We start from the raw sequence: 22390 nt of genomic DNA on the forward strand, positions 1-22390 counted from the left end.
GCCGCGCCGCCGTCCAGCGGCGCGGCATGCCAAGTCACAGCAGGGCGCGCAGCAGGACCAGCAGCACCAATGCCGGCGCCACCACCCGCAACACCCAGAGCCAGGCATTGAACAGCGTCCTGGGCATCTCCGGCAGCTCATCGCGCAGCAGGCTGTGTTTGACCACCCAGCCGACGAACAGTGCAATCAACAGGCCGCCGAGCGGCAGCATCAGATCACTGGAGACGAACTCGATGAAGCTCATCAGGTCGCGATCGAGGACGCGGACCTCCTTCCAGATGTTGAACGAGAACACTGAGAGCAGGCCGATCAGCCAGGACAGCACGCCGATCGCGGTGGCCGCACGCATGCGGCTCTTGACGCCGAATTTCTCCACCAGCCACGCCGTTCCGGGTTCGAGCAGCGAGATCGACGACGTCCACGCCGCCACCGACAGCAAGCCGAAGAACAACAGCCCGTATACGGTGCCGAACGGCATCACGTCGAAAGCGCGCGGCAGCGAGGTGAAGATCAGGCCGGGGCCGCCACCGGCGGGATCGATGCCGAAGCTCAACACCACCGGGAAGATGGCGAGGCCGGCGAGCAGGGCCACGCCGGTATCGGTGAGTGCCACCGCGACGCCCGAAGCCGGGATCGACACGCCTTGGCGCGGCAGGTAGGCGCCGTAGGCCATCATCGTGCACATGCCAAGGCTCAGAGTGAAGAACGCCTGGCCCATGGCGGCAAGGAACACCTTGCCGGAGATCGCCGACCAGTCCGGGCGGAACAGGAACGCCGCCGCCTGCCCGGCATGGCCGGTGGTGATGCCGTAGACCACCAGTGCCAGCAGCAGCAGGAACAACGCTGGCATCAGGAAGCGCACCGCGCGCTCCAGGCCCTGTTCAACGCCCAGCGCGACCACGCCCAGCGTCAGCAGCATGAACACCGCCTGCCAAAAGATCATCAGGCCCGGATTGGCGAGCAATGCATCGAAGGTCTGCCCGGCATCGCTGATGCCTGCGCCTCCGAAAAGATGCGCCACGTAGAGCCAGCTGTAATGCAGGGTCCAGCCTGCGACCACGCCGTAGAAGCTGAGGATCAGAATGCCGGCGATGATGCCCATCCACGCCAGGCCCACCCAGCTGCGGGAGGCGCGGCTTTCCTCCACCGCGCGGCGCAGCGAATTGACCGGACTGAGCCGGCCGTGGCGCCCGATCAGCACCTCTGCGATCAGGATCGGCAAACCGACCAGCGCGATGCACAGCAGATAGACCAGCACGAAGGCGGCGCCGCCGTTGTCCGAGGTCATGTAGGGGAAGCGCCAGATGTTGCCAAGGCCGACCGCGGAACCGGTGGCGGCGAGGATGAACATCAGGCGCGAGGACCACATGCCGTGGATCGAGGGTTGTTCCATGTCAGGCAACTCCGGGGATGTGACGGTAACGCAGCTTCAATCGGATGATGGGTGCGCGGATGGGGCGGGGCTGGCAGGGGCCAGGCGAAGGATCTTGAAGCCGGCGTACGCCATCACCATCGCCAGCAAGGGATTGATCAGGTTGAAGAAGGCGTATGGCAGGTAATCGGCCGTGGCCACGCCCAGCGCGGCGGCCATGTAGGCACCGCAGGTGTTCCACGGGATCAATGGCGAGGTCAGGGTGGCGCCGTCTTCCAGTGCCCGCGAGAGGTTGACCGGCGCCAGTCCGCGGCGTTCGTATTCCTTGCGGTAGAGGCGCCCGGGCAGGATGATCGCCATGTACTGGTCGGCAGCGATCACATTGGTCCCCATGCCGGTGAACAGGGTGGCGGTGATCAGCGAGCCGGTCGAGCGCGCCATGCGCAGCACCGCACGGATCAGCCGTTCCAGCAGCCCGGTGTGCTCCATCACCGCACCAAAGCCCATCGCACACAGGATCAGCCACACGGTGGGCAGCATCGAACTCATGCCGCCGCGACTGATCAGTTCGTCCACCGCGGCATTGCCGCTGTTGGCCTTGTAGCCGTCGAACAAGGCTTCCCAGCCCGCGGCGAACATCGCGACGGCGTGTGAACGACCTTCCGCCGCGCCTTGGGCGGCCACCACGTCGGACTGGAACAGCACGGCGAAGACCAGCCCGGTCAGGGCGCCGATCAGGATGGTGGGATAGGCCGGCATGCGTCGCACCGCCAGCACCATCACCACCAGCATCGGAATCAACAGATGCGGGCCGATGTCGAACTGTGCCGAAAGTTGCGCCGGCAGCTCGCCGAATGCGGCCCCGCCATCACTGCCGCTGCCGCGCAGGCCGAGCAGGGTGAACAGCAGCAGGGCCAGCAGCAGGCTCGGCACCGTGGTCCACAGCATGTGGCGGATATGTTCGAACAGCTCGCTGCCGGCAGCGGCCGGTGCGAGGTTGGTGGTGTCGGACAAGGGCGAGATCTTGTCACCGAAATAGGCGCCCGAGATCACCGCGCCGGCGGTGATCGCCGGCGACATGTCCAGACCCTGGGCCACGCCGATCAGTGCCACGCCCAGGGTGCCGGCCACGGTCCAGCTGCTGCCGATGGACAGCGCGACGATCGCGCAGACCAGACAGGTGGCGGGATAGAAATAGGCCGGATGCATCAGCTTCAGGCCGTACACGATCAGCGTTGGCACGGTGCCCGACATCATCCAGGTGCCGATCAGCGCACCGACTGCGAGCAGGATGAAGATCGGCACCACGGCCAGCGAGATGCCGTGCACCATGCCGTGCTGGATGTCCGCCCAGCGCATGCCGTTGCGCAGGCCGACCAACGCCGCGACCATCGTCGCCAGCACCAGTGCGACCTGGTTCGGACCGTAGGAGCTGTCATCGCCGAACAGCCACACCGCGGCCGCCAGCATCAACGCCAGCACGATCAGTGGCAGCGCGGCCTGCAGCAGGCCCGGCTCGCGCGGTTGCGACTGCGGTTCAGCCATGGGCGGTCGAATACCGGTCGTGACGATGGCTGCCGCGGCTCTGATGCAGCCAAGCCGGTGGCAGCGCCATGCGCCATGCAGGCATGGCACGTGGTCGGCACGGGACAGGGCAGGGCGTGAAGCGGAGGCTCATCAACAACGGCTGCAACATCAGGGTTCCCGGTGGGGCGACAGGCGCATGGTGCGCATGTTCGCGCGAAGCATGCACCTTACTGCAGCGGTTGAAGCGCGGACAAGCGGCGCCTCATGCTGCAACGCAGCGCAAATGCGTCGATTCGTGCCTCAATACAGCACCCGGGTACGCAGCGTGCCTTCGATCGCGTCGAGCGCCTGGCGCAGCGCGCCGGTCTGTGCGCGCTCGGTGGCGGCATCGATCACCACATAGCCGAGGTCCGCATCGGTGCGCAGGTACTGGCCATCGATGTTGATGCCGCGGCTGGAGAACACTTCGTTGATCGCCACCAGCACGCCCGGCGCATTGCGATGGATGTGCAGGAAGCGATGGCTGCCGCGATGCTCGGGCAGGGTGACCTCGGGAAAGTTGACCGCCGACAGCGTGCTGCCATTGTCGCTGTAGCGCACCAGCTTGGCGGCGACTTCTGCGCCGATGTTCTGCTGCGCCTCTTGCGTGCTGCCACCGATGTGCGGGGTCAGGATCACGTTGTCCATGCCGCACAGGGGCGAGTCGAACACATCGGCATCGGCATTGGCTTCCGGCTCGCTCGGGAACACATCCACCGCGGCACCGGCCAGGTGCCCGTCACGCAGTGCTTCGGCGAGCGCATCGATGTCGACCACGCTGCCGCGCGATGCATTGATCAGGTGCGCACCCGGCTTCATCCGCGCCAGCTCCGCGGCGCCGATCATCATCCGCGTGGCGGGCGTTTCCGGCACGTGCAGGGTGAGGATGTCACTGGCCGCGAGCAGCGCCTCCAGGCTGCCGGCATCGCGCGCATTGCCCAGCGCCAACTTGCTCACGATGTCGTGATACAGGACGTGCATGCCCAGGGCCTCGGCCATCACACCGACCTGGGTGCCGATATGCCCGTAGCCGACGATGCCCAGCGTCTTGCCACGCACTTCATGGCTGCCGCCCGCGGACTTGGCCCAACCGCCGCGATGGCAGCGGGCGGATTTTTGCGCGATGCCACGCATCAACATGATCGCCTCGGCGATCACCAGCTCGGCCACGCTGCGGGTATTGGAATACGGGGCATTGAATACCGGCACACCCATCTTTTTCGCGGTGGCAAGGTCGATCTGGTTGGTGCCGATGCAGAACGCACCGATCGCCATCAGCTTGCGTGCCTCGGCCAGCGCCGCCGCATCCAGCCGTGTGCGCGAGCGGATGCCGACGATGTGTGCATCGCGCAATTCACGGTGCAGATCTTCGACCGGAAGCGCCTTGTCGAAGTGGCGGATGTCGCTGTAGCCGGCGGCGGTGAAGGCTTCCGCGGCACGCGGGCTGATGCCCTCGAGCAGCAGGACGCGGATGTCGGACTTGGGGTAGGACGTGGCGGACACGATGGCCTCGGTGCGTGGGTCGTTGCGTTGCAGCATACTGGGTTACGCTGTTGCCATGAACGCCAACGCCCTCGATGCACTGCTGCAGGCCGCCCCCGGCTTGCGTCTGGCCACCACGCCCGGCGACCTCGAGCATTACGGTCGCGACTGGACCCGTCGCTGGGAGCCGGCACCGCTGGCGATCGCGTTTCCCGAGCGGCTTGAACAGGTGGTCGCGATCGTGCGCTGGGCGCGCTCGCAGGGCGTCGCCTTGGTGCCCTCCGGCGGCCGCACTGGCCTGTCCGGCGGCGCGGTGGCCGCCAATGGCGAGCTGGTGGTCAGCCTGGAACGGATGAACCGCGTGCTCGGCTTCGAGCCGATTGATCGCCTGCTGCACGTGCAAGCAGGCATTGCGCTGGAAAGCGTGCAGAACGAAGCGCGTGAACACGGCCTGCAATACCCGGTGGATTTTGCCGCGCGTGGCTCGGCCAGCATCGGTGGCAGCATCGCCACCAACGCCGGTGGCATCCGCGTGTTGCGGCATGGCCTGACCCGCGACTGGATCGCCGGCCTGACCGTGGTGACCGGCGCCGGCGAGGTGCTGCAGCTCAATCGCGGGCTGGTGAAGAATGCCAGTGGCCTGGACCTGCGGCATCTGTTCATCGGCAGCGAGGGCACCCTCGGCATCGTGGTCGAAGCCTTGCTCGAGCTGGCCGCGCCGCCACCGCGCACGCAGGTGATGCTGCTGGCGCTGCCCGACTTTGCCGCGTTGATCCGTGCGTTCATGGCGTTGCGGGCCGGCTTGCGTCTGGAAGCCTTCGAGTTCTTCACCGACCGCGCGCTGCATCATGTGTTGGCACATGGCGCCCAGGCGCCGTTTGGCGAAGCCCATCCCTGCCATGCAGTGGTGGAATATGCGCTGGAGAGCGAGGCGGACGAGGCGGCGGCGCTGGCCCTGTTCGAAGAGGGCGTGGCGGAAGGTTGGGCACTGGACGGCGTGATCGCCGCCAGCGACGCCCAGGCCGCGCAGTTATGGCGGCTGCGCGAAGGCATCACCGAAGCCTTGGCACCGCACCTGCCGTACAAGAACGACATCGCGCTGCGCATCTCCGCGCTGCCTGCGTTCATCGCCGCGGCCGAACGCCTGCTTGCAACCCATTACCCGCAGTTCGAAGTGGTCTGGTTCGGCCATATCGGCGATGGCAATCTGCACATCAACGTGCTCAAGCCGGCGTCGATGTCGCAGTCCGAATTCGTCCTCGATTGCGAACGCGTCACCCATCTGCTGGCCGAGTTGCTGGCCGAGCATGGCGGCAGCATCTCGGCCGAACATGGCATCGGCCTGGTCAAGAAGCCGCACCTGGCGAGCACCCGCAGCGCGGCGGAAATCGAACTCATGCGCGGCATCAAGCGGGTGTTCGATCCGGCCCGGATCATGAACCCCGGCAAGGTGTTCGACTGATCACGGCGGCCGCGGCACGCCCGCGGTGCCCATCAGGGGGACGGTGCGTCCAGCGGCTTTTCCGCCAGCAGCACGCTGCCGATGGTGGCATCGTCCTGGTATTTGCGGATCAGCGCCTTCCAGGTCTGCGCATCGCCACCGCCGCTGCACAGCGCTTCGGCTGCGTCGCGATCGAGCTCCCCCGCCGCGGCCTGCCGGCTGAAGTGGCGGCACATGCGCTGGCGCAGGATGTATTCGCGCACGTCCTCGGGCAGGGATTGCGCATCGAGCGCGGTACTCGATCCGGCGTCGGCTGCGCGTGGCGTGGCGTGCGCCACGTCGGTTGCCTGGGGTGCCGGGTTCGCCGTGGGTGCCGGTGCGGAACAGGCGGCCAGCAGCAACGCCAGCGCCAGCGGCGCCAGGCGCTCAGTCGGCGCGGCCACTGAACTCGCCGGTGAGGGTGTTGACCAGCACTCGCTCGCCATTGGCAATGTATTCGGGCACCTGGATCTCGATCCCGGTTTCCAGCCGCGCCGGCTTCGGCCGCTTGGTGGCGGTGCCGCCCTTCAGTTCCGGCGGGGTATCGACCACTTCCAGCGCGACCGTGGTCGGCAGCTGCAGGCCGACCGGCAGCTCGTCGATGATCTGCACATGGCAGCCGGCGAGCCCGTCGGTGATGTAGCCGGCGGCATCGCCGATCGCCGCGGCATCCAGCGCGTACTGGCTGTAATCCTCGTCGTCCATGAACACGAACGCATCGCCGTCCTTGTACGAGAACGTCGCCGGCCGGCGCAGCAGATCGACCTCGCGCAGCTCGTCATCACCATCGAAACTGGCATCCAGCTTGTTGCCGCCGGGCACCGAATACAGGGTGAAGCGAAACCGCACATTGCCCCCGCGCCCCTGCGGGCTGGAACGCTCGATGTCGCGGATCTGATACACGGCGCCGTTGTATTCGACGACGTTGCCTTTCTTGATGTCGGAAGCTTTCATAAAGCGAGGAGTGAGTGCAGAGAAGTGAGGAGTGAGGAGTGAGAGGGGGAGGGCGAGGAGAGAGTGGAGAGGAGTGAGGAGTGAGAGGGGGAAGGCGAGAAGCGAGTGCAGAGGAGTGAGGTGGGAGGGTGTCGAGAGTGGGGCAGGTGGGCAGTGCGCTGCTTTCTCTCACTCCTTACTCCGCTCTACGCACTTCTGCTTCAAGCATAGCCGTCGCCGAAGCAAGGCAGCGAGTGCGCACCGCGCACCCGCTTTCTCTCACTTCTCACTTCTCTGCACTCACTCCTGCTCTACTTGGCTGCAAGCCTCACCGCGCCATCCAGCCTGATCGTCTCGCCATTCAAATACGTGTTCGACAAAATGTAGCCGACGAGGTTGGCGAATTCGGCGGGTTGGCCGAGGCGGGAGGGGAAGGGGATGGAGGCGGAGAGGGAAGCCTGGACGTCGTCGGGCATGCCGTCGACCATCGGGGTCCAGAAGATGCCGGGGGCGATGGTCATGACGCGGATGCCGAAGCGGGCCAGTTCGCGGGCCATCGGCAGGGTCATGCCGACCACGCCGCCCTTGGAGGCGGAGTAGGCGGCCTGGCCGATCTGGCCTTCGTAGGCGGCGACCGAGGCGGTGTTGATGATGACACCGCGTTCGCCGTCGCTGCCGGCCTCGTTGTGCTGCATCAGCTCGGCGGCGGCTTTGGCGACGTTGAAGCTGCCGACCAGGTTGACCAGCACCGTGCCGCGGAAGTGATCCAGCGGCATCGGCCCGTTGCGGCCAAGCACGCGGCCGGCGCCGAGGATGCCGGCGCAGTTGATCGCGGCGTTGAGGCTGCCCATGAACTGCTGCGCGGCCTGTGCATTGGCGGCGACCACCGATTCGTCGGTGACATCGGTGTTCCAGTAACGGGCATGCTCCTGCCCCAGTGCGGCCACGGCGGCCTCGCCCTTGGCATCGTTGACGTCGAACAGGGCGACCTTGCCGCCGGCCTTGACGATGGATTCGGCCACGGCGAGGCCAAGGCCGGAGACGCCGCCGGTGACGATGGCGCGAACATTGGATGCGTGCATGGGCAGGGCTTCCGGTGAAGAAAGACCGCCCATGTTAGCCCAGCGCTGTTGCGCTCCGAAGTCCCGCGACTGTCCGCGCCATGCTTGTCCGGTCGATCAGGCTTCGGCCAGGGCGCGGCCGACGCGGCTGCCGGTCTCGCGCCCCAGCCGTGCGGCCAGCCAGCGCCCGGTTTCGGCCAGCCGCGGCAGGTCGATGCCGGTCTCGATGCCCAGCCCATGCAGCATGTAGACCACGTCCTCGCTGGCGACATTGCCGCTGGCGCCGCGTGCATACGGGCAGCCGCCGGTGCCGGCGACCGCGGCATCGACCACCGCCACGCCCTGTTCCAGGCAGGCGAGGATGTTGGCCAGCGCCTGCCCGTAGGTGTCGTGGAAGTGGATTGCCAGCGCCGCCATCGGCACTTCGCCGGCCACCGCGCACAGCATCTCGCGGGCCTTGCCGGGCGTGCCGACGCCGATGGTGTCGCCCAGCGAGACCTCGTAGCAGCCCATCGCGTGCAGCGCCTTGGTCACGCGGACCACGTCGGCCAGCGGCACCTTGCCCTGATACGGGCAGCCGAGGACGGTGGAGACGTAGCCACGCACCTTCACGCCGTCGGCCCTGGCCGCTTCCAGCACCGGGGCGAAGCGCTGCAGCGATTCGTCGATGCCGGCATTGGTGTTCTTGCGGTTGAACGCTTCGGAGGCGGCGGTGAACACCGCGATCTCGCCGACGCCCACCGCGCGTGCGCGCTCATAGCCCTGCAGATTGGGCACCAGCACCGGGTAGGCGATGCCCGGGCGCTTGTCGATACCGGCATAGACCTCGGCGGCGTCGGCCATCTGCGGCACCCATTTGGGGCTGACGAAGCTGGTCGCTTCGATGCTTGCAAGACCGGTGGCCGAGAGCCGGTCGATCAGCTCGATCTTGTCGGCGGTCGAGATCGGGGTCTTTTCGTTCTGCAGCCCGTCGCGCGGGCCGACTTCGACGATGCGTACCGCGGCGGGCAGGCTCATTCGGCGCTCTCCAGCGTGACCAGCACCGCGTCACCCTCGACGAAATCGCCTGCGGCAACGCGAACCTCGGCGATGACACCATCGCGCGGCGCCTTCAGCGCAAGCTCCATCTTCATCGCTTCCATCACCAGTACCACCTCGTCGGCCTTGACCGCATCACCCGGCTGGCGCGCGACCTTGACCACGCGGCCGGGCATCGGTGCGGCGATGCGTTCACCGCTGCCGCCGCCTTGCTCATCCTCGACCCGATGCAGTGCGGTGCGCTGCAGGTGATGGCGGCGCTCGCCATCGTGCAGCAGCACCTCGTCTTCATCGAAGGTCACTTGCAGGCGCCGTGCCATACCCTCGACGCGGCCACTGAGCAGGTCACCGTGCAGGCGCATGCCCTGCAGGCGCAACGTGTGGCCGTCTTCCTCGACCTCGAAATCGCCGTCGCGGCCGCGCAGGCGCAGCAGCACGTCGGCATCGCCATGCAGCAGCCGCAGCGGTGTTTGCCCGGCGCCGCGCAGCCGCCAGCCATCGACGATTTCCCAGGGTGAGTGTGGTTGGGCGCGGGCCACCTCGCGCAGGCGCAGGGCGACCGCGGCGAGTGCGCGCAGCTGCCGCCCGGCCGCGTCATCCCGCGGGCCTGCTTCGCCGATGAACTCGTCAAGGTGGCGATCCAGATAGCCGGTGTCGATGCTGGCATCGACCACCACCGGGTGCCGCACCAGCCGCTCCAGGAACGCGATGTTGGACTTCGGGCCCTGGATGTCGCTGGCCGCCAGTGCCTCGCGCAGGCGCGCCAGCGCACGCGCGCGATCGCTGCCATGCACGATCAGCTTGGCGATCATCGGGTCGTAGAAGATGCTGACCACATCGCCTTCGACCACGCCGGAGTCGATGCGCACCTCCGGCATGAACTCGGGCAGGCGCAGGCGGCGCAGGGTGCCGGAACCGGGCAGGAAGCCGGCGTCCGGGTCCTCGGCATACAGCCGCACCTCGATCGCGTGGCCATGGCTGAGGATCGATGCCTGGCTGCGCGGCAACGGCTCGCCGGCGGCCACGCGCAGCTGCCATTCGACGAGGTCCAGCCCGGTCACCATCTCTGTCACCGGGTGCTCGACCTGCAGCCGGGTGTTGATTTCCATGAAGTAGAAATCACCGCCCGCGCCGACGATGAACTCGACGGTGCCGGCGTTCTGGTAGTCGATCGCGCGGCCGGCCTCGACCGCGGCCGCGCCCATCGCCGCGCGCAACTCGGGGGTGAGGAACGGTGAGGGTGACTCCTCCAGCACCTTCTGGTAGCGGCGCTGCGCGGAGCATTCACGCTCGCCGAGATGGATCAGCCCGCCGTGGGCATCGCCGAAGATCTGCAGCTCGATGTGGCGCGGCTTTTCGATGTAGCGCTCCAGCAGCACGCGGTCGCGGCCGAATGCATTGGCCGCTTCGCGCTGGCAGCTTTCCAGCATCGGCAGGAATTCGTCGGCCTGGCGCACGATGCGCATGCCTTTGCCGCCGCCACCGTGCGCGGCCTTGATCATCAGCGGCCAGCCGATGCGTTCGGCCTCGCGCTGCAACCGCTCGGGCGACTGGTCTTCGCCGGTGTAGCCGGGCACCACCGGGACGCCGGCCGCCTGCATCAGCTCCTTGGCCCCGGCCTTGCTGCCCATCTTGCGCATCGACGCCGCCCTGGGGCCGATGAAGACCATGCCGGCGGCTTCCACCGCCTCGGCGAAGTCGGCGTTTTCCGAGAGGAAGCCGTAGCCGGGATGGATCGCCTGCGCGCCGCTGGTGCGCGCGACCTCGATGATCGCATCGCCGCGCAGGTAGCTGTCCTGCGGGCGCGGGCCACCGATCGGGTACGCCTCGTCGGCCTGGCGCACATGCTGCGCATCGGCATCGGCCTCGGAATACACCGCGACGGTGCGGATGCCCATGCGGCGGGCGGTGCGGATCACGCGGCAGGCGATTTCGCCGCGGTTGGCGATCAGGATCTTCTCGAACATGCTCATTCCGGGGCGTGGCAGGCGGGCTGATCAGATGGGTTCACGGCGCCTCGTTCCAGCTTGGCGCGCGCTTGTCGAGGAAGGCGCCGAGGCCTTCCTGGCCTTCGGGCGAAACCCGCAGGCGGGCGATCAGCGCGGCGTTGTCGCGGTCGTGGCGCGCGCCATCGGCATGCGCGCTGACATCACGCACCAGCGCCTTGGCACTGGCGGCGGCGATCGGCCCGGCCTTCAGCAGCAGCGCGATCTGGCGATTGACCGCCGCGTCCAGTGCGTCGGCCTCGACCACTTGGTGCAGCAGGCCGATGCGCTGGGCTTCGGTGGCATCGAACATCTCCGCGCTGGCGAACCAGCGGCGTGCCTGGCGCGGGCCGATGGCATTGATGACATAGGGCGAGATCACCGCCGGCAGCAGGCCGAGACGGGCCTCGGTCAGGCCGAAGCGGGCCTCGCGCACGCCGATGGCGATGTCGCAGCAGGCGATCAGGCCGACGCCACCGCCAAACGCCGCGCCATGCACGCGGGCGATGGTCGGCCTGGGCAACGCGTCGAGAGTGCGCATCAGCCGCGCCAGCGCCAGCGAGTCCTCACGGTTCTCGTCCTCGCTCATGCGCGCCATGCCGCGCATCCAGTTCAGGTCGGCCCCGGCCGAGAACGAGGCGCCGGCACCTTCCAGCACCACCACGCGCACCTCGGGCGACTGGCCAAGCGCATCCAGTTCGCGGGTCAGTTCCGCGATCAGGGCATCGTCGAAGGCGTTGTGCACGTCCGGGCGGTTCATCCGCACCCGCGCCACCGCGCCATCGCGGCGGATTTCAAGCATCGCGGCCATGCAGGGGCTCCGAAAACAAACCATCATGATAACGGTGGCAGCGCTCGAATCCGGTATAAAATGAGAATCATTCCCGTTTGTAGCCTGTGCGCATGCGCCTGACCGACTTGCCCCTCAATGCCGCCGCCACGGTGTGCGCGGTGCATGCGCTGGATGCGGCGGACGGCATCGCGCGGCGTTTGGGCGAACTGGGCTTCGTTCCCGGTGAGCGGGTGGAGGTGCGTGCTTACGGGCCGCTCGGACGTGAACCGCTGATGGTGCAGGTCGGCTACACCCGTTTTGCACTGCGTCGCAGCGAAGCGGCACGCATCGAGGTGCAGGCCGAAGCGGAAGCCGGGGCGAACACGTGAGCACGGGTGCGCTGCCGCGCATTGCACTGATCGGCAATCCGAACAGCGGCAAGACCGCCTTGTTCAACCTGCTGACCGGCAGCCGGCAGAAGGTGGCCAACTATGCCGGGGTCACCGTCGAGCGCAAGGAAGGGCGGTTGCAGGGTGCGTCCGGTCGCAGCTACGCCGTGCTGGATTTGCCGGGTGCCTACAGCCTGAGCCCGGCCAGTCTGGAAGAAGCCATCGCCCGTGACGTCTGCCGCGGCTTCTATCCCGGCGAGCCGGTGCCAGACCTGTTGGTATGCGTGGTCGATGCCACCAATCTGCGCCTGCACCTGCGCTTCGTGCTGGAACTGAAATCCTTGGGTCGGCCGATGCTGGTGGCGCTGAACCAGGTCGATGCCGCACAGCGTCGTGGCATCGAAATCGATGTCGCCGCGCTGTCCGAAGGACTTGGGCTGCCGGTGATCGAAACCGTGGCGGTGCGCCGCGATGGCGCGCAGGCGCTGATCGAGCACATTGACCGCCTGCATGGCGAGGCGCAGCCGACGGCGTTGCCGCTCGCAGAAGCCGAGCCCGAGGCCGATCTGCATGCGCGTGCGCGCGAGCTGATTGCCTCCAGTGTGCGCATGCCCAGGCGCACTGCGCAGGTCGACGACATGCTCGATCGCTGGTTGCTGCATCCAGTATTCGGACTCATGACGCTGGCTGCGGTGATGTTCCTGATGTTCCAGGCGGTCTATGCCTGGGCCGAGCCGGTAATGGGGCTGATCGAAGCCGGCACCGCATGGCTATCGGCCACGGTCGCGGCAACCTTGCCGGAGGGGCCATTGGCCAGCCTGCTGGTCGACGGCATCATCGCCGGCTTGGGGGCGGTGGTGGTGTTCCTGCCGCAGATCCTGATCCTGTTCTTCTTCATCCTGGTGCTGGAAGAATCCGGCTACCTGCCGCGTGCGGCCTTCCTGCTCGATCGCAGCATGGCCGCGGCCGGGTTGTCCGGGCGCAGTTTCATCCCGTTGCTGTCCTCGTTCGCTTGCGCGGTGCCGGGGATCATGGCGACGCGCTCGATCCAGGATCCGCGCGATCGGCTGGCCACCATCCTCGTCGCGCCGCTGATGACCTGTTCGGCGCGGCTGCCGGTGTATGCACTGCTGATCGGCGCCTTCATCCCCGCACGCACGGTGTGGGGCGGGCTGCAGTTGCAGGGTCTGGTGCTGTTCGCGCTGTATGTGGCCGGCGTGCTCAGTGCACTGGCGGTGGCCTGGGTGATGAAGCGCTGGAAGCGGCAGCAGGGCGAGCATCCGTTGATGCTGGAATTGCCATCCTACCGCGTGCCGCATTGGCGCGATCTCGCCATCGGCCTGTGGGAGCGCGGCAGCATCTTTCTCAAGCGGGTCGGCGGCATCATCCTGGCGATGACCGTGCTGCTGTGGTTTCTGCTCTCGTTCCCGGCAGCGCCCGAAGGCGCGAGCATGCCGGCGATCGACTACAGCCTGGCCGGTCGCCTCGGGCATGCCTTGGCGGTGGTGTTCGCGCCGCTGGGCTTCAACTGGCAGATTTCCATCGCCCTGATCCCGGGCATGGCCGCGCGCGAAGTGGTGGTGGCCTCGCTGGCGACGGTGTACGCGCTGTCGGCCGCCAGCGACGAAGCCGCCGCCGAGGCGCTGTCGCCGCTGATCGCGCAGGACTGGTCGCTGGCGACGGCACTGTCGCTGCTGGTGTGGTTCATCTATGCGCCGCAGTGCCTGGCCACGCTGGCCACGATCAAGCGCGAAACCGGCTCCTGGCGCCAGGTGTTGCTGGCCGCCGGCTATCTGTTCGTGCTGGCCTACCTTGCCTCGCTGGTGACGTATCAGGTCGCGGTGGCGCTGGGAGCGGGCTGAGCCATGGCGCTGGCCGTGCAATACCTGCTGGTCGGCATCGCGGTCGTGCTCGCCGCACTCTACCTGTGGCGCAGCCGTTTCCCGCGCGCATGGCGTGCCACGCGCATGGCGCTGGCGATCCCGCTGCTGCGTGCGTCCCGACCCGGCTGGGCGCAAGCGTTGGGCCGTGCCATCGCCCCGGCATCAGCCCCGAAGTCGAGCGAATGCGGGGGCTGCGACGGCTGTTCTTGAGCGCATCCGGCGGCGGTCAGCGCGGACGCATCCGCGTGCTGGCGACAAGGTCGACGCTGAAGGAGAAGGTGCGCTCATCACCCGGATGCATCGCGCCCACACCGATGACCTGGCGTGCGATTTCCTCGCCACGCTCGTTCTTGATCACCGCGACCACCGAATATTCCCAAGCCTCGCCCGGCGCCGGGCCGGGCAGGATGGACTCCACCTGCAACGGTGAAGCCAGCACCTTGCGCTGCGGTGCGGCTTCGAAGCGCAGGTGGCCCTTGCATTGTGGACACACCGCCGCGCTGGCGAGGATCACCGCGCGGCAGTGCGGGCAGGTGCGGGTGGCACCCACCGCATCGGTCTTGTTGCCGCGCCCGAGCAAGGCGCTCATGCGAGCGCCGTTTCTCCGGACTTGCTGTCACGGCTTGCGGTCTTGCCATCCCAGGCGCCGCACTCGACGTGGCCACGCAGGCGTGCGCCGGAGGCGATCACCAGATCATCGGCCTTGATGTCGCCGTTCATGGCGCTGGAGGCGAGCAGGTCGACGCGCTTGGCCGATTCCACGTTGCCGTCCAGAGTGCCGGCCACGGTGACCTTTTCCGCGCGCACGCCGCCATCGAGCTTAGCACCCTGTTCGATGGTCAAGTCGCCCTTGACGTTGACATCGCCCTTGAACTTGCCGGCGATACGCACATGGCCGGTGCCTTCGATCTTGCCTTCGATGCTGAGGTCGCTGGCGATCACCGATTCCTTGGCCGCCGGTTTCGGCGCCGCAGGCGGTTCCGCGACCGGAGCCGGGGCGGCGGCAGGGGCCGGCTTGCCTTGACCGAGGGGGGTGGTCACCGCGTCGGCGGGAAAATCGGCAACATCCTTCTTGGCACTGTTGCCGGGATCTCTCCAACTCACCATGGGGCTTTCTCGCACTGGGCAGCGGGGGCTGCGGGACCTCGACGTTAACATGCGCGAACGATGAGATCGCTACCGTCGATGAACGCGTGGCACATGCGTGACCGTGTTCACGGTGCTGTCGCCGCATTCGGCTACATGCGGAACACACCGAAGCGCGCGGGCTCGATCGGTGCATTGAGGCTGGCAGCCAGTGCCAGGCCCAGCACGCGGCGGGTATCGGCCGGGTCGATGATGCCGTCGTCCCACAGTCGTGCGGTCGAATACCAAGGGCTGCCCTGGTGTTCGTACTGTTCGCGGATCGGTGCCTTGAAGGCTTCCTCGTCTTCCGCGCTCCAGGTGCCACCCTTGGCCTCGATGCCATCTCGGCGCACGGTGGCCAGCACGCTGGCGGCCTGTTCGCCGCCCATCACGCTGATCCGCGCGTTCGGCCACATCCACAGGAAACGGCCGCCGTAGGCGCGGCCGTTCATGGCGTAGTTGCCGGCACCGAAGCTGCCGCCGATGACCACGGTGAACTTGGGTACCGAGGAACAGGCCACCGCGGTGACCATCTTCGCCCCGTCCTTGGCGATGCCGGCGTTCTCGTACTTGCGTCCGACCATGAAGCCGGTGATGTTCTGCAGGAACACCAGCGGGATGCCGCGCTGGTTGCACAGCTCGATGAAGTGCGCGCCCTTGAGCGCGGACTCCGAGAACAGGATGCCGTTGTTGGCGACGATGCCCACCGGCATGCCATGGATATGCGCGAAGCCGCAGACCAGGGTCTTGCCGTAGCGCGCCTTGAACTCCTGCAACCGGCTGCCATCGACGATGCGCGCGATCACCTCGCGGATGTCGAAGGGCTTGCGCGTATCCTGCGGCACGATGCCGTACAGCTCCTCGGCCGGATACAGCGGTTCGACGCTTTCCGCGAGCGCGAGGCGGGCGGCAGGCGAGGGACGGTTGAGGCTGGCGACGATGTCGCGTGCGATCGCCAGCGCATGATGATCATCCTCGGCGAAATGGTCAGCCACGCCGGACACGCTGGTGTGCACGTCGGCGCCGCCGAGCGCTTCGGCATCGACCACTTCGCCAGTGGCGGCCTTCACCAGCGGCGGGCCACCGAGGAAAATCGTGCCCTGTTCCTTGACGATGACCGATTCGTCGCACATCGCCGGCACATAGGCACCGCCGGCGGTGCACGAGCCCATCACCACGGCGATCTGCGGGATGTTGTCGGCACTCATGCGTGCCTGGTTGTAGAAGATGCGGCCGAAGTGCTCCCGGTCCGGGAACACCTCGTCCTGCAGCGGCAGGAAGGCGCCGCCGGAGTCGACCAGATAGATGCACGGTAAGCGGTTTTCGCGCGCCACTTCCTGCGCGCGCAAGTGCTTTTTCACCGTCATCGGGAAATAGGTGCCGCCCTTGACCGTGGCATCGTTGGCCACGATCACGCATTCCCGGTCGCACACGCGGCCGATGCCGGTGACGATGCCGGCGGCGGGTGCGGCATCGTCGTACATGCCTTCGGCCGCCAGCGCATTGAGCTCGAGGAAGGGCGCGCCCGGATCGAGCAGGGCATCGATGCGCTCGCGCGCCAGCAACTTGCCGCGTGCGGTGTGCCGCTCGCGCGCAGCCTGCCCGCCACCGTCGGCGGCGCGCTGCAGCCGGCGCTGCAACTCGGCGCTCAGGCCACGGTGGAATTGGGCATTCGCGGTGAAGTCCGCGGAACGGGGGTCAAGCTGCGAAACGATCGCGGGCATGGCAGGCAGGAAGCTGGGGAACCGGACGTGAAAGGATACCGGCTGCGCGCGGATGGCGGCGGACGAGGGGCGTGGCGACGGGCCGCCAAGTGGCGTGCTGAGGAATCCTGATGCCGCACAAAGCACAAGGCCCGCCGAAGCGGGCCTTGCGGGGCACATCATCGCGCGTGGCGATTACTTGCGCGCAGCCTCGGCAGTGGCTTCGGCTTCGGCCTTTTCGGACGACATCTTGTCCGAGACCTTCTGCGCGGCCGAGCCGATGGCGTCGGCGGCGCTGGCCTTGGCCTCTTCGGTGGCTACGCGTGCATCGGCAGCGGCCTGTTCGGCAGCGGTCTTGGTTTCGGCGGCAGCCTCTTCGACGGTGGCGGCGGCGGATTCCGCAGCGGCACCGACGGCGGCACCCGCGGCTTCGGCGCTGGCGACGGCGGCATCACCGGCGGCGCTGGCGGCTTCACCGGCCTGTGCGGCGGCGGCATCGGCGTGCGCGGCGGCTTCGTCGGCCTTCTGCTCGGCGTTGGGGTTGGTGCAGGCAGCCAGGGCCACGGCGCTGGCGGCGATCAGGGTGGCGAGCTTGATGTTCATGTCTACTCCAGTGGGAAGGGCAGTGGTGCGCGGCAGTGCCAGCGCGGGAATGTCAAACGGGCACCGTCACGGAGCATGGAAGCCGCTGGCGAACCAGCGGCTTCCACGACCTTCGAGAATCACTTCTTCTCGTCGGCGACCTGCTCGGCGGACTTCTGCGCCTGGTCGGCAGCGTCGGCAGCCTGCTCGGCGGCGTCGGCAGCCGCGTCGGCAGCCGAACCGTCACCGGCGGCTTCCGCAGCAGCAGCAGCGTCGGCCTGCTCGGCAGCGGCGTCGGCAGCCGCGGCAGCGGCGTCGGCACCGGCCTGGGCAGCCGCGTCAGCGGTGGTGTCGGCAGCGGCCTGCGCTTCGGCGGCGGCGTCTGCAGCCTGGGCGGCCGAGTCGGCAGCCTGTTCGGTGTTGCTGGAGCAGGCGGCCAGGGCGAAGCCCAGGGTGGCGGCCAGGAGAGCCTTGTTGATGGTCATCGTCATATCCTCGATTAGGGGAGTTGGCAACGCACACGGATGCGCGCGTTGCCAACATGATGACAACTCCATGAACGCTGTCAAGCGTTTTGGCCGGTTTTTTTTTATTTTGCGTTGGGCGCGGTTAAGCGCCCCGTCACGCCGTTTTTACAAGTCGGTTTTACACCATTTCCAGTGCAAGCGCCGTGGCCTCGCCGCCACCGATGCACAGGCTGGCCACGCCACGCTTGAGCCCGCGCGCCTTCAGCGCGTGGATCAGGGTGACCAAGAGGCGCGCGCCGGACGCGCCGATCGGATGGCCCAGTGCCACCGCGCCGCCGTTGACGTTGACCTTCTCGTGCGGGATGTCCAGATCGGTCATCGGCGCCATCGCCACGCAGGAAAACGCCTCGTTGATCTCGAACAGATCCACGTCGGCCACCGTCCAGCCGGCCTTGTCCAGCACCTTGCGGATCGCATCGACCGGCGCGGTGGTGAACCACTCCGGTGCCTGCGAATGGGTGGAATGGGCGACGATGCGCGCCAGCGGCTTGGCGCCGGCCTTGTCCGCGGCTTCGGCCGACATCACCACCAGCGCGGCGGCGCCGTCGGAAATCTTCGAGGACGAGGCGGCGGTCAGCACGCCGTCCTTGCCGAAGGCCGCACGCAGGCCGGGGATGCGGGCGACATCGATCTTGCCCGGTTCCTCGTCGGCATCGACCACCACTTCACCCTTGCGGGTCTTGACCGTGACCGGGGCGATCTCGTCCTTGAACGCGCCATCGGCCTGCGCCTTCTGCGCGCGTTGCACGGATTCGGTGGAATAGGCGTCCAGCTTTTCGCGGTCGTAGCCGTACTTGTTGCAGGCGGCATCGCCGAACACGCCCATCGCCTTGCCGTCATCCGGGTTGGTCAGGCCGTCGAAGGCCATGTGGTCGATGAACTCGGCGCTGCCGTAGCGGATGCCGGTGCGCGAGCCGTTGAGCAGGTGCGGGGCATTGGTCATCGACTCCATGCCGCCGGCGACCACGGTCGCGGCCGAGCCGGCCTTGATCAGATCATGCGCCAGCATCACCGCCTTCATGCCCGAGCCGCACACCTTGTTGATGGTGGTGGCGCCGGCGGCGTCATGGATGCCGGCCTGGCGCGCGGCCTGGCGCGCCGGGGCCTGGCCAAGGCCGGCCGGCAGCACGCACCCCATCAGCACTTCATCCACCGCATCACCGGCGATGCCGGCTTCGGCCAGCGCCGCGCTGATGGCGGTGGCGCCGAGGGCAGGCGTGGGCACGCCGGTGAACTGGCCGAGCATGGAACCGATGGCGGTGCGCTTGGCACCGACGATGACGATGTCGCTCATGGGTCTTTCTCCGTGGGGCAAACCCCGATTATCGCCGCTGGCGGGCACAGACGTCAGCCCGACCAAAGTCCAGCCGTGGTGCGCGTTTGTCGAAGCGTTCGACGGGTGCCGCGCGCGGCGGCAACCGCTCAGCATGATGAATGCGCGCACCTGCTTGAAATCCCCGTGGGCAGCGGATAAACAGGTGGCAGGAACGCGCCACCCGGGCGCCATCATGGAGAGTGGCATGCAGCAGGTCCAACCACGTCATCCCGCGCCGCTGCGCCGGCACGCCCTGGCGCTCGCGCTTGCCGGTGCCCTGAGCTTCGGCCTCAGCGCCTGTGGAGGCGGTGGCGGCGGCGGTGGCAACATCGTGCAGCCGACCCCGCCACCGCCGACCGGCCTCGGCTTCACTCCGACCGTGGCCACCGACAACGCACTGGGTGCCAGCAGTGCGCCGGCAGTCCCCGGATTGGCACCCGTGGCCACCATCACCGACCCCAACATCAATTACCACCTCAATCTGATCAATGCCGCGGGTGCCCTCGGGCAGAGCGCGAAGGGACAGGGGGTGACCATCGGCCTGCTCGATTCGGGCGTCAATCGTCGGCACGTCACCCTGAACGGGCGGGTCAAGGCGCACTTCGTGCACGTGAATCCGGCGGTCAACAACACCAGCGTGGATGACGTGGTCGGGCATGGCACCACGGTGGCCTCGCTGGCCGCCGGCCGTCCGGCAACCGGCAACTTCCTCGACCAAAATGGCCAGGTCACCGGTACGGGTCAGTGGGGCGGTGGCGTGGCGCAGAACGCCAACATCGTCTCCAGCCGCATCATCGCCGACCGCCGGCCGGAAGACGACGGCTCCGGGCAGGGCAACGAAATCGGGGCCGGGCAGGGCTATGGCGACTACTTCCGCGCGCTCAATGCCGAACTCGCCAATGCCGGCGCGCGGATCATCAACAACTCCTGGGGCGGGCTGTACTGGAACGATCCCGCGCTGACCCCGGAGCTGACCCAGGCGTGGAAAGACTTCACCGTCAATCGCGGCGGCATCATCGTGTTCGCCAACGGCAACTCCGGTGATGACGAGCGCTATCGCGACAAGCCTTCGCACAATGCGATGCTGCCTAGCATGCACGGCGGCGATGCGCAGCTGGAAAAGGGCTGGATCACGGTCGGCGCACTGGACCAGAGCAACCCGACCCGGCTGACCAGCTATTCGCAGGAATGCGGGCCGGCAATGAACTATTGCCTGGTCGCCCCCGGCACCAATGTCTTCATCCATCCGCAGGCCACGACCCAGGCCGACAGCGGCCTGTATCGCGGCGGTGGCACTTCATACGCCGCGCCGCTGGTGTCCGGCGCGCTGGCGCTGGTGTGGGCGCAGTTCCCGTATTTCACCAACGACCAGGTGCGGCAGACCGTGCTCGGCACCGCCAAGGACATCGGTGCGCCCGGCGTCGACACGGTATTCGGTTGGGGCGTGCTCGATGTGACCCGCGCCTCGTACGGCCCGGGCAACTTCGCCTGGGGGGATTTCGACGTCAACGTCACCGGCAATTCGGTGTGGCGCAACAACATCGTCGGCAGCGGCGGCCTGATCAAGCGTGGCAGCGGCAGCCTGAGTCTGACCGAAGCGCAGAGCTACACCGGCGACACCCGCGTCGAAGCCGGCGTGCTGGCGATCCACAAGGGTCTTGACGCCTCCAATCTGCACATCGGCTCGGGCGGCCACGTGTATGCCAATGGCGTGTTCGCCAAAAACGTGAGCAATGCGGGCAAGCTGTTCAACGACCGCAATGCCGGTGCCACCATCCGCGGCAATTACACCCACGGCAGCAGCGGCAACCTCGGCGTGTGGCTGGGCACGCCGCTGAAGGTCGAAGGCACGGCCACGCTGCAGGGCGGCCAGGTCAGCATCCTCGGCAGCCGCAGCGGATACACCCACAGCGCCAGTGAAACCCTGCTCAGCGCCGACGGCGGGTTGAGCGGCACCTTCGCCTCGGTCAAGGCGGCGCCCAACGTGTTCCTCGACGCCAGCCTGACCTATGACGCCAACAATGCCTATCTCAAGATCAACCGCGCGAAGATCGACGTGGCAGCGATCTCGTTGGGGCTGGATGCCGCGTCGCTGGCCTCGGCAACGCGGGTGGAAGCGGCCTTCGGCGTGCTCGATGGCGGTTTCGATCCGGGTAACGGATTCACCGCCGCGGCCGGTGATCTGCAGAACGGCAGCCTCGATGCGGCGATCGCCGAGCGTGCGCTGCGCAGCCTCGGTGGCCAGGTACATGCGGCGCAACTGGCACTCACGCTCGAAGCGATGGATGCCGGGCGCCGCAGCCTCGGCCAGCGCATGCAGGCGCTTTCGCACGACCCGCGCCTGACGGGTGCATGGCAGCAGGATCTGCGCGACAACGGTGCGTTGGTGCAGGCCGGCTTCAGTGGTCTGGATTACCAGCTGGATGGCTGGATGATGGGTCAGGACGTGCGCATCGGCACGCATGGCCTGCTCGGCCTTGCCGCCAGCCATTCACAGGGCTTTGGCTGGATGTCGGAGCTGGGCGATCGCACGCGCAACCGGCAGAGCGAATTCCGCGCCTATGCCGGTCACCTGGCCGAGGCGGGCTGGTTGCACGCGGGCTTGGGCGTCGGCCGTTTCGAGCGTGAGGTCGAGCGCAACCTGATGTTCGGACTGCGCCATGAAGGCGTCAGCGCGCTGGGGCGTGGCGAATACCTGGTCGCCAATCTCGAGGCCGGGCGTCGCTTCGGTGTCGCGGGCATGGAGTTCGCACCGTATCTGGGCACGCAGTACCTCGATCTGCGCCAGCGCGGGATGGACGAGGTCGGTGGTGCCGGCTTCGGCCTCAGCACAGGTGAATGGCAGTTGCAGCGCTGGCAAGCCCATGCCGGCCTGCGTGCCACGCGTGAATGGCGCTTTGGCGACGATGTCCGCCTCGGTGTGGACGCTCAGGCCGAATGGCAGCGTGGCCTGGGTGCCGTCGATCCGTTGCAGGCGAGCTATCAGGCGCTGGAGCAGTGGATGCCGATCGGCGGCATGTCGCTGGCCCGCGACGGGCGCCTGTTCGGCCTGGGCCTGCGCGCGCAGTTCTCGCCACGCGCCATGCTGCGTCTGGACGTGCAGCAGCGTCGCAGCGAGCTGGGCAACGGCAGCCTGCTCAACGCGAGCTGGCGCTACCGCTTCTGAGCCCGATGCCG

The 22390-nt window shown here is 67.5% G+C and carries 20 protein-coding genes; 5 read left to right on the forward strand and 15 right to left on the reverse strand.

Annotated features, from left to right (window positions below):
* Positions 1 to 34 precede the first annotated feature (34 nt).
* The 3 genes from ACW11F_RS02725 to serA all read right to left on the reverse strand — a co-directional run bounded on the left by ACW11F_RS02725 (position 35) and on the right by serA (position 4441).
* A complete protein-coding gene (locus tag ACW11F_RS02725) occupies positions 35 to 1393 on the reverse strand; it encodes a sodium-dependent transporter (protein ID WP_456995376.1) in 1359 nt (452 codons plus the stop codon).
* A gap of 36 nt (positions 1394 to 1429) precedes the next feature.
* Positions 1430 to 2917, reverse strand: a complete 1488-nt coding sequence (gene nhaC / locus ACW11F_RS02730) for a Na+/H+ antiporter NhaC (RefSeq protein ID WP_456995377.1) — start codon at positions 2915 to 2917, stop codon at positions 1430 to 1432.
* 282 nt (positions 2918 to 3199) lie between these two features.
* On the reverse strand, positions 3200 to 4441 hold the full coding sequence (gene serA / locus ACW11F_RS02735) for a phosphoglycerate dehydrogenase (protein ID WP_456995378.1): 1242 nt from the start codon (positions 4439 to 4441) through the stop codon (positions 3200 to 3202).
* Between the two features lie 55 nt (positions 4442 to 4496).
* Here serA and ACW11F_RS02740 point away from each other — a divergent pair, with 55 nt between their 5' ends.
* Complete coding sequence (locus ACW11F_RS02740; protein WP_456995379.1) at positions 4497 to 5882, forward strand: FAD-binding oxidoreductase; 1386 nt, start codon at positions 4497 to 4499, stop codon at positions 5880 to 5882.
* Positions 5883 to 5914: 32 nt separating this feature from the next.
* Here the strand turns inward: ACW11F_RS02740 and ACW11F_RS02745 are convergent, their stop codons facing one another.
* From ACW11F_RS02745 to ACW11F_RS02770, 6 genes are all read right to left on the reverse strand, one after another.
* A complete protein-coding gene (locus ACW11F_RS02745) occupies positions 5915 to 6304 on the reverse strand; it encodes a hypothetical protein (RefSeq protein WP_456995380.1) in 390 nt (129 codons plus the stop codon).
* Positions 6288 to 6854: an elongation factor P-like protein YeiP gene (gene yeiP, locus ACW11F_RS02750; RefSeq protein WP_456995381.1), complete on the reverse strand. Its 567-nt coding sequence runs from the start codon at positions 6852 to 6854 to the stop codon at positions 6288 to 6290. The genes ACW11F_RS02745 and yeiP overlap by 17 nt, the downstream gene beginning before the upstream one ends.
* A gap of 290 nt (positions 6855 to 7144) precedes the next feature.
* On the reverse strand, positions 7145 to 7915 hold the full coding sequence (locus ACW11F_RS02755) for an SDR family NAD(P)-dependent oxidoreductase (RefSeq protein WP_456995382.1): 771 nt from the start codon (positions 7913 to 7915) through the stop codon (positions 7145 to 7147).
* Positions 7916 to 8011: 96 nt separating this feature from the next.
* Positions 8012 to 8911: a hydroxymethylglutaryl-CoA lyase gene (locus ACW11F_RS02760; RefSeq protein WP_456995383.1), complete on the reverse strand. Its 900-nt coding sequence runs from the start codon at positions 8909 to 8911 to the stop codon at positions 8012 to 8014.
* On the reverse strand, positions 8908 to 10899 hold the full coding sequence (locus ACW11F_RS02765) for an acetyl/propionyl/methylcrotonyl-CoA carboxylase subunit alpha (RefSeq protein WP_456995384.1): 1992 nt from the start codon (positions 10897 to 10899) through the stop codon (positions 8908 to 8910). The genes ACW11F_RS02760 and ACW11F_RS02765 overlap by 4 nt, the downstream gene beginning before the upstream one ends.
* 40 nt (positions 10900 to 10939) lie before the next feature.
* Positions 10940 to 11728: an enoyl-CoA hydratase-related protein gene (locus tag ACW11F_RS02770; RefSeq protein ID WP_456995385.1), complete on the reverse strand. Its 789-nt coding sequence runs from the start codon at positions 11726 to 11728 to the stop codon at positions 10940 to 10942.
* A gap of 92 nt (positions 11729 to 11820) precedes the next feature.
* On the opposite strand from ACW11F_RS02770, the gene ACW11F_RS02775 reads away from it, so the two are divergent.
* The 3 genes from ACW11F_RS02775 to ACW11F_RS02785 are packed head-to-tail and all read left to right on the forward strand — an operon-like array spanning position 11821 to position 14171.
* Entirely contained in the window at positions 11821 to 12078 is a 258-nt protein-coding gene (locus tag ACW11F_RS02775) for a FeoA family protein (protein ID WP_456995386.1), read from the forward strand.
* Positions 12075 to 13940, forward strand: coding sequence for a ferrous iron transport protein B (gene feoB / locus ACW11F_RS02780; RefSeq protein WP_456995387.1), 1866 nt, complete (start codon positions 12075 to 12077; stop codon positions 13938 to 13940). Before ACW11F_RS02775 ends, feoB begins: the two co-directional genes overlap by 4 nt.
* 3 nt (positions 13941 to 13943) lie before the next feature.
* Positions 13944 to 14171 (forward strand): DUF6587 family protein, encoded by a 228-nt coding sequence (locus ACW11F_RS02785; protein WP_456995388.1) that lies wholly within the window; start codon positions 13944 to 13946, stop codon positions 14169 to 14171.
* Positions 14172 to 14187: 16 nt separating this feature from the next.
* Here the strand turns inward: ACW11F_RS02785 and ACW11F_RS02790 are convergent, their stop codons facing one another.
* The 6 genes from ACW11F_RS02790 to ACW11F_RS02815 all read right to left on the reverse strand — a co-directional run bounded on the left by ACW11F_RS02790 (position 14188) and on the right by ACW11F_RS02815 (position 19192).
* Positions 14188 to 14550 (reverse strand): hypothetical protein, encoded by a 363-nt coding sequence (locus tag ACW11F_RS02790; RefSeq protein WP_456995389.1) that lies wholly within the window; start codon positions 14548 to 14550, stop codon positions 14188 to 14190.
* Positions 14547 to 15068, reverse strand: a complete 522-nt coding sequence (locus ACW11F_RS02795; RefSeq protein WP_456995390.1) for a bactofilin family protein — start codon at positions 15066 to 15068, stop codon at positions 14547 to 14549. The genes ACW11F_RS02790 and ACW11F_RS02795 overlap by 4 nt, the downstream gene beginning before the upstream one ends.
* A 131-nt stretch (positions 15069 to 15199) precedes the next feature.
* Complete coding sequence (locus ACW11F_RS02800; RefSeq protein ID WP_456995391.1) at positions 15200 to 16810, reverse strand: carboxyl transferase domain-containing protein; 1611 nt, start codon at positions 16808 to 16810, stop codon at positions 15200 to 15202.
* Between the two features lie 174 nt (positions 16811 to 16984).
* Positions 16985 to 17392, reverse strand: coding sequence for a hypothetical protein (locus ACW11F_RS02805; RefSeq protein WP_456995392.1), 408 nt, complete (start codon positions 17390 to 17392; stop codon positions 16985 to 16987).
* A gap of 119 nt (positions 17393 to 17511) precedes the next feature.
* Positions 17512 to 17856, reverse strand: a complete 345-nt coding sequence (locus ACW11F_RS02810; protein ID WP_456995393.1) for a hypothetical protein — start codon at positions 17854 to 17856, stop codon at positions 17512 to 17514.
* 160 nt (positions 17857 to 18016) lie between these two features.
* The gene (locus ACW11F_RS02815) at positions 18017 to 19192 is read right to left on the reverse strand and encodes a thiolase family protein (protein ID WP_456995394.1); all 1176 of its coding nucleotides are present in this window, start codon (positions 19190 to 19192) and stop codon (positions 18017 to 18019) included.
* Between the two features lie 226 nt (positions 19193 to 19418).
* On the opposite strand from ACW11F_RS02815, the gene ACW11F_RS02820 reads away from it, so the two are divergent.
* Positions 19419 to 22379 carry a S8 family serine peptidase gene (locus ACW11F_RS02820; RefSeq protein WP_456995395.1) on the forward strand — a complete coding sequence of 987 codons (2961 nt, stop codon included), beginning with the start codon at positions 19419 to 19421 and terminating at the stop codon, positions 22377 to 22379.
* The last annotated feature ends 11 nt before the right edge of the window (positions 22380 to 22390 follow it).

It is taken from the genome of Luteimonas sp. e5 (genome assembly GCF_054031035.1).

Coding starts and splice junctions, on each gene's coding strand:
- ACW11F_RS02725 (WP_456995376.1), bottom strand. CDS start 1,393: ATGGAACAACCCTCGATCCACGGCATGTGGTCCTCGCGCCTGATGTTC.
- nhaC (WP_456995377.1), bottom strand. CDS start 2,917: ATGGCTGAACCGCAGTCGCAACCGCGCGAGCCGGGCCTGCTGCAGGCC.
- ACW11F_RS02740 (WP_456995379.1), top strand. CDS start 4,497: ATGAACGCCAACGCCCTCGATGCACTGCTGCAGGCCGCCCCCGGCTTG.
- yeiP (WP_456995381.1), bottom strand. CDS start 6,854: ATGAAAGCTTCCGACATCAAGAAAGGCAACGTCGTCGAATACAACGGC.
- ACW11F_RS02755 (WP_456995382.1), bottom strand. CDS start 7,915: ATGCACGCATCCAATGTTCGCGCCATCGTCACCGGCGGCGTCTCCGGC.
- ACW11F_RS02760 (WP_456995383.1), bottom strand. CDS start 8,911: ATGAGCCTGCCCGCCGCGGTACGCATCGTCGAAGTCGGCCCGCGCGAC.
- ACW11F_RS02765 (WP_456995384.1), bottom strand. CDS start 10,899: ATGTTCGAGAAGATCCTGATCGCCAACCGCGGCGAAATCGCCTGCCGC.
- ACW11F_RS02770 (WP_456995385.1), bottom strand. CDS start 11,728: ATGGCCGCGATGCTTGAAATCCGCCGCGATGGCGCGGTGGCGCGGGTG.
- ACW11F_RS02775 (WP_456995386.1), top strand. CDS start 11,821: ATGCGCCTGACCGACTTGCCCCTCAATGCCGCCGCCACGGTGTGCGCG.
- ACW11F_RS02785 (WP_456995388.1), top strand. CDS start 13,944: ATGGCGCTGGCCGTGCAATACCTGCTGGTCGGCATCGCGGTCGTGCTC.
- ACW11F_RS02790 (WP_456995389.1), bottom strand. CDS start 14,550: ATGAGCGCCTTGCTCGGGCGCGGCAACAAGACCGATGCGGTGGGTGCC.
- ACW11F_RS02795 (WP_456995390.1), bottom strand. CDS start 15,068: ATGGTGAGTTGGAGAGATCCCGGCAACAGTGCCAAGAAGGATGTTGCC.
- ACW11F_RS02800 (WP_456995391.1), bottom strand. CDS start 16,810: ATGCCCGCGATCGTTTCGCAGCTTGACCCCCGTTCCGCGGACTTCACC.
- ACW11F_RS02805 (WP_456995392.1), bottom strand. CDS start 17,392: ATGAACATCAAGCTCGCCACCCTGATCGCCGCCAGCGCCGTGGCCCTG.
- ACW11F_RS02810 (WP_456995393.1), bottom strand. CDS start 17,856: ATGACCATCAACAAGGCTCTCCTGGCCGCCACCCTGGGCTTCGCCCTG.
- ACW11F_RS02815 (WP_456995394.1), bottom strand. CDS start 19,192: ATGAGCGACATCGTCATCGTCGGTGCCAAGCGCACCGCCATCGGTTCC.
- ACW11F_RS02820 (WP_456995395.1), top strand. CDS start 19,419: ATGCAGCAGGTCCAACCACGTCATCCCGCGCCGCTGCGCCGGCACGCC.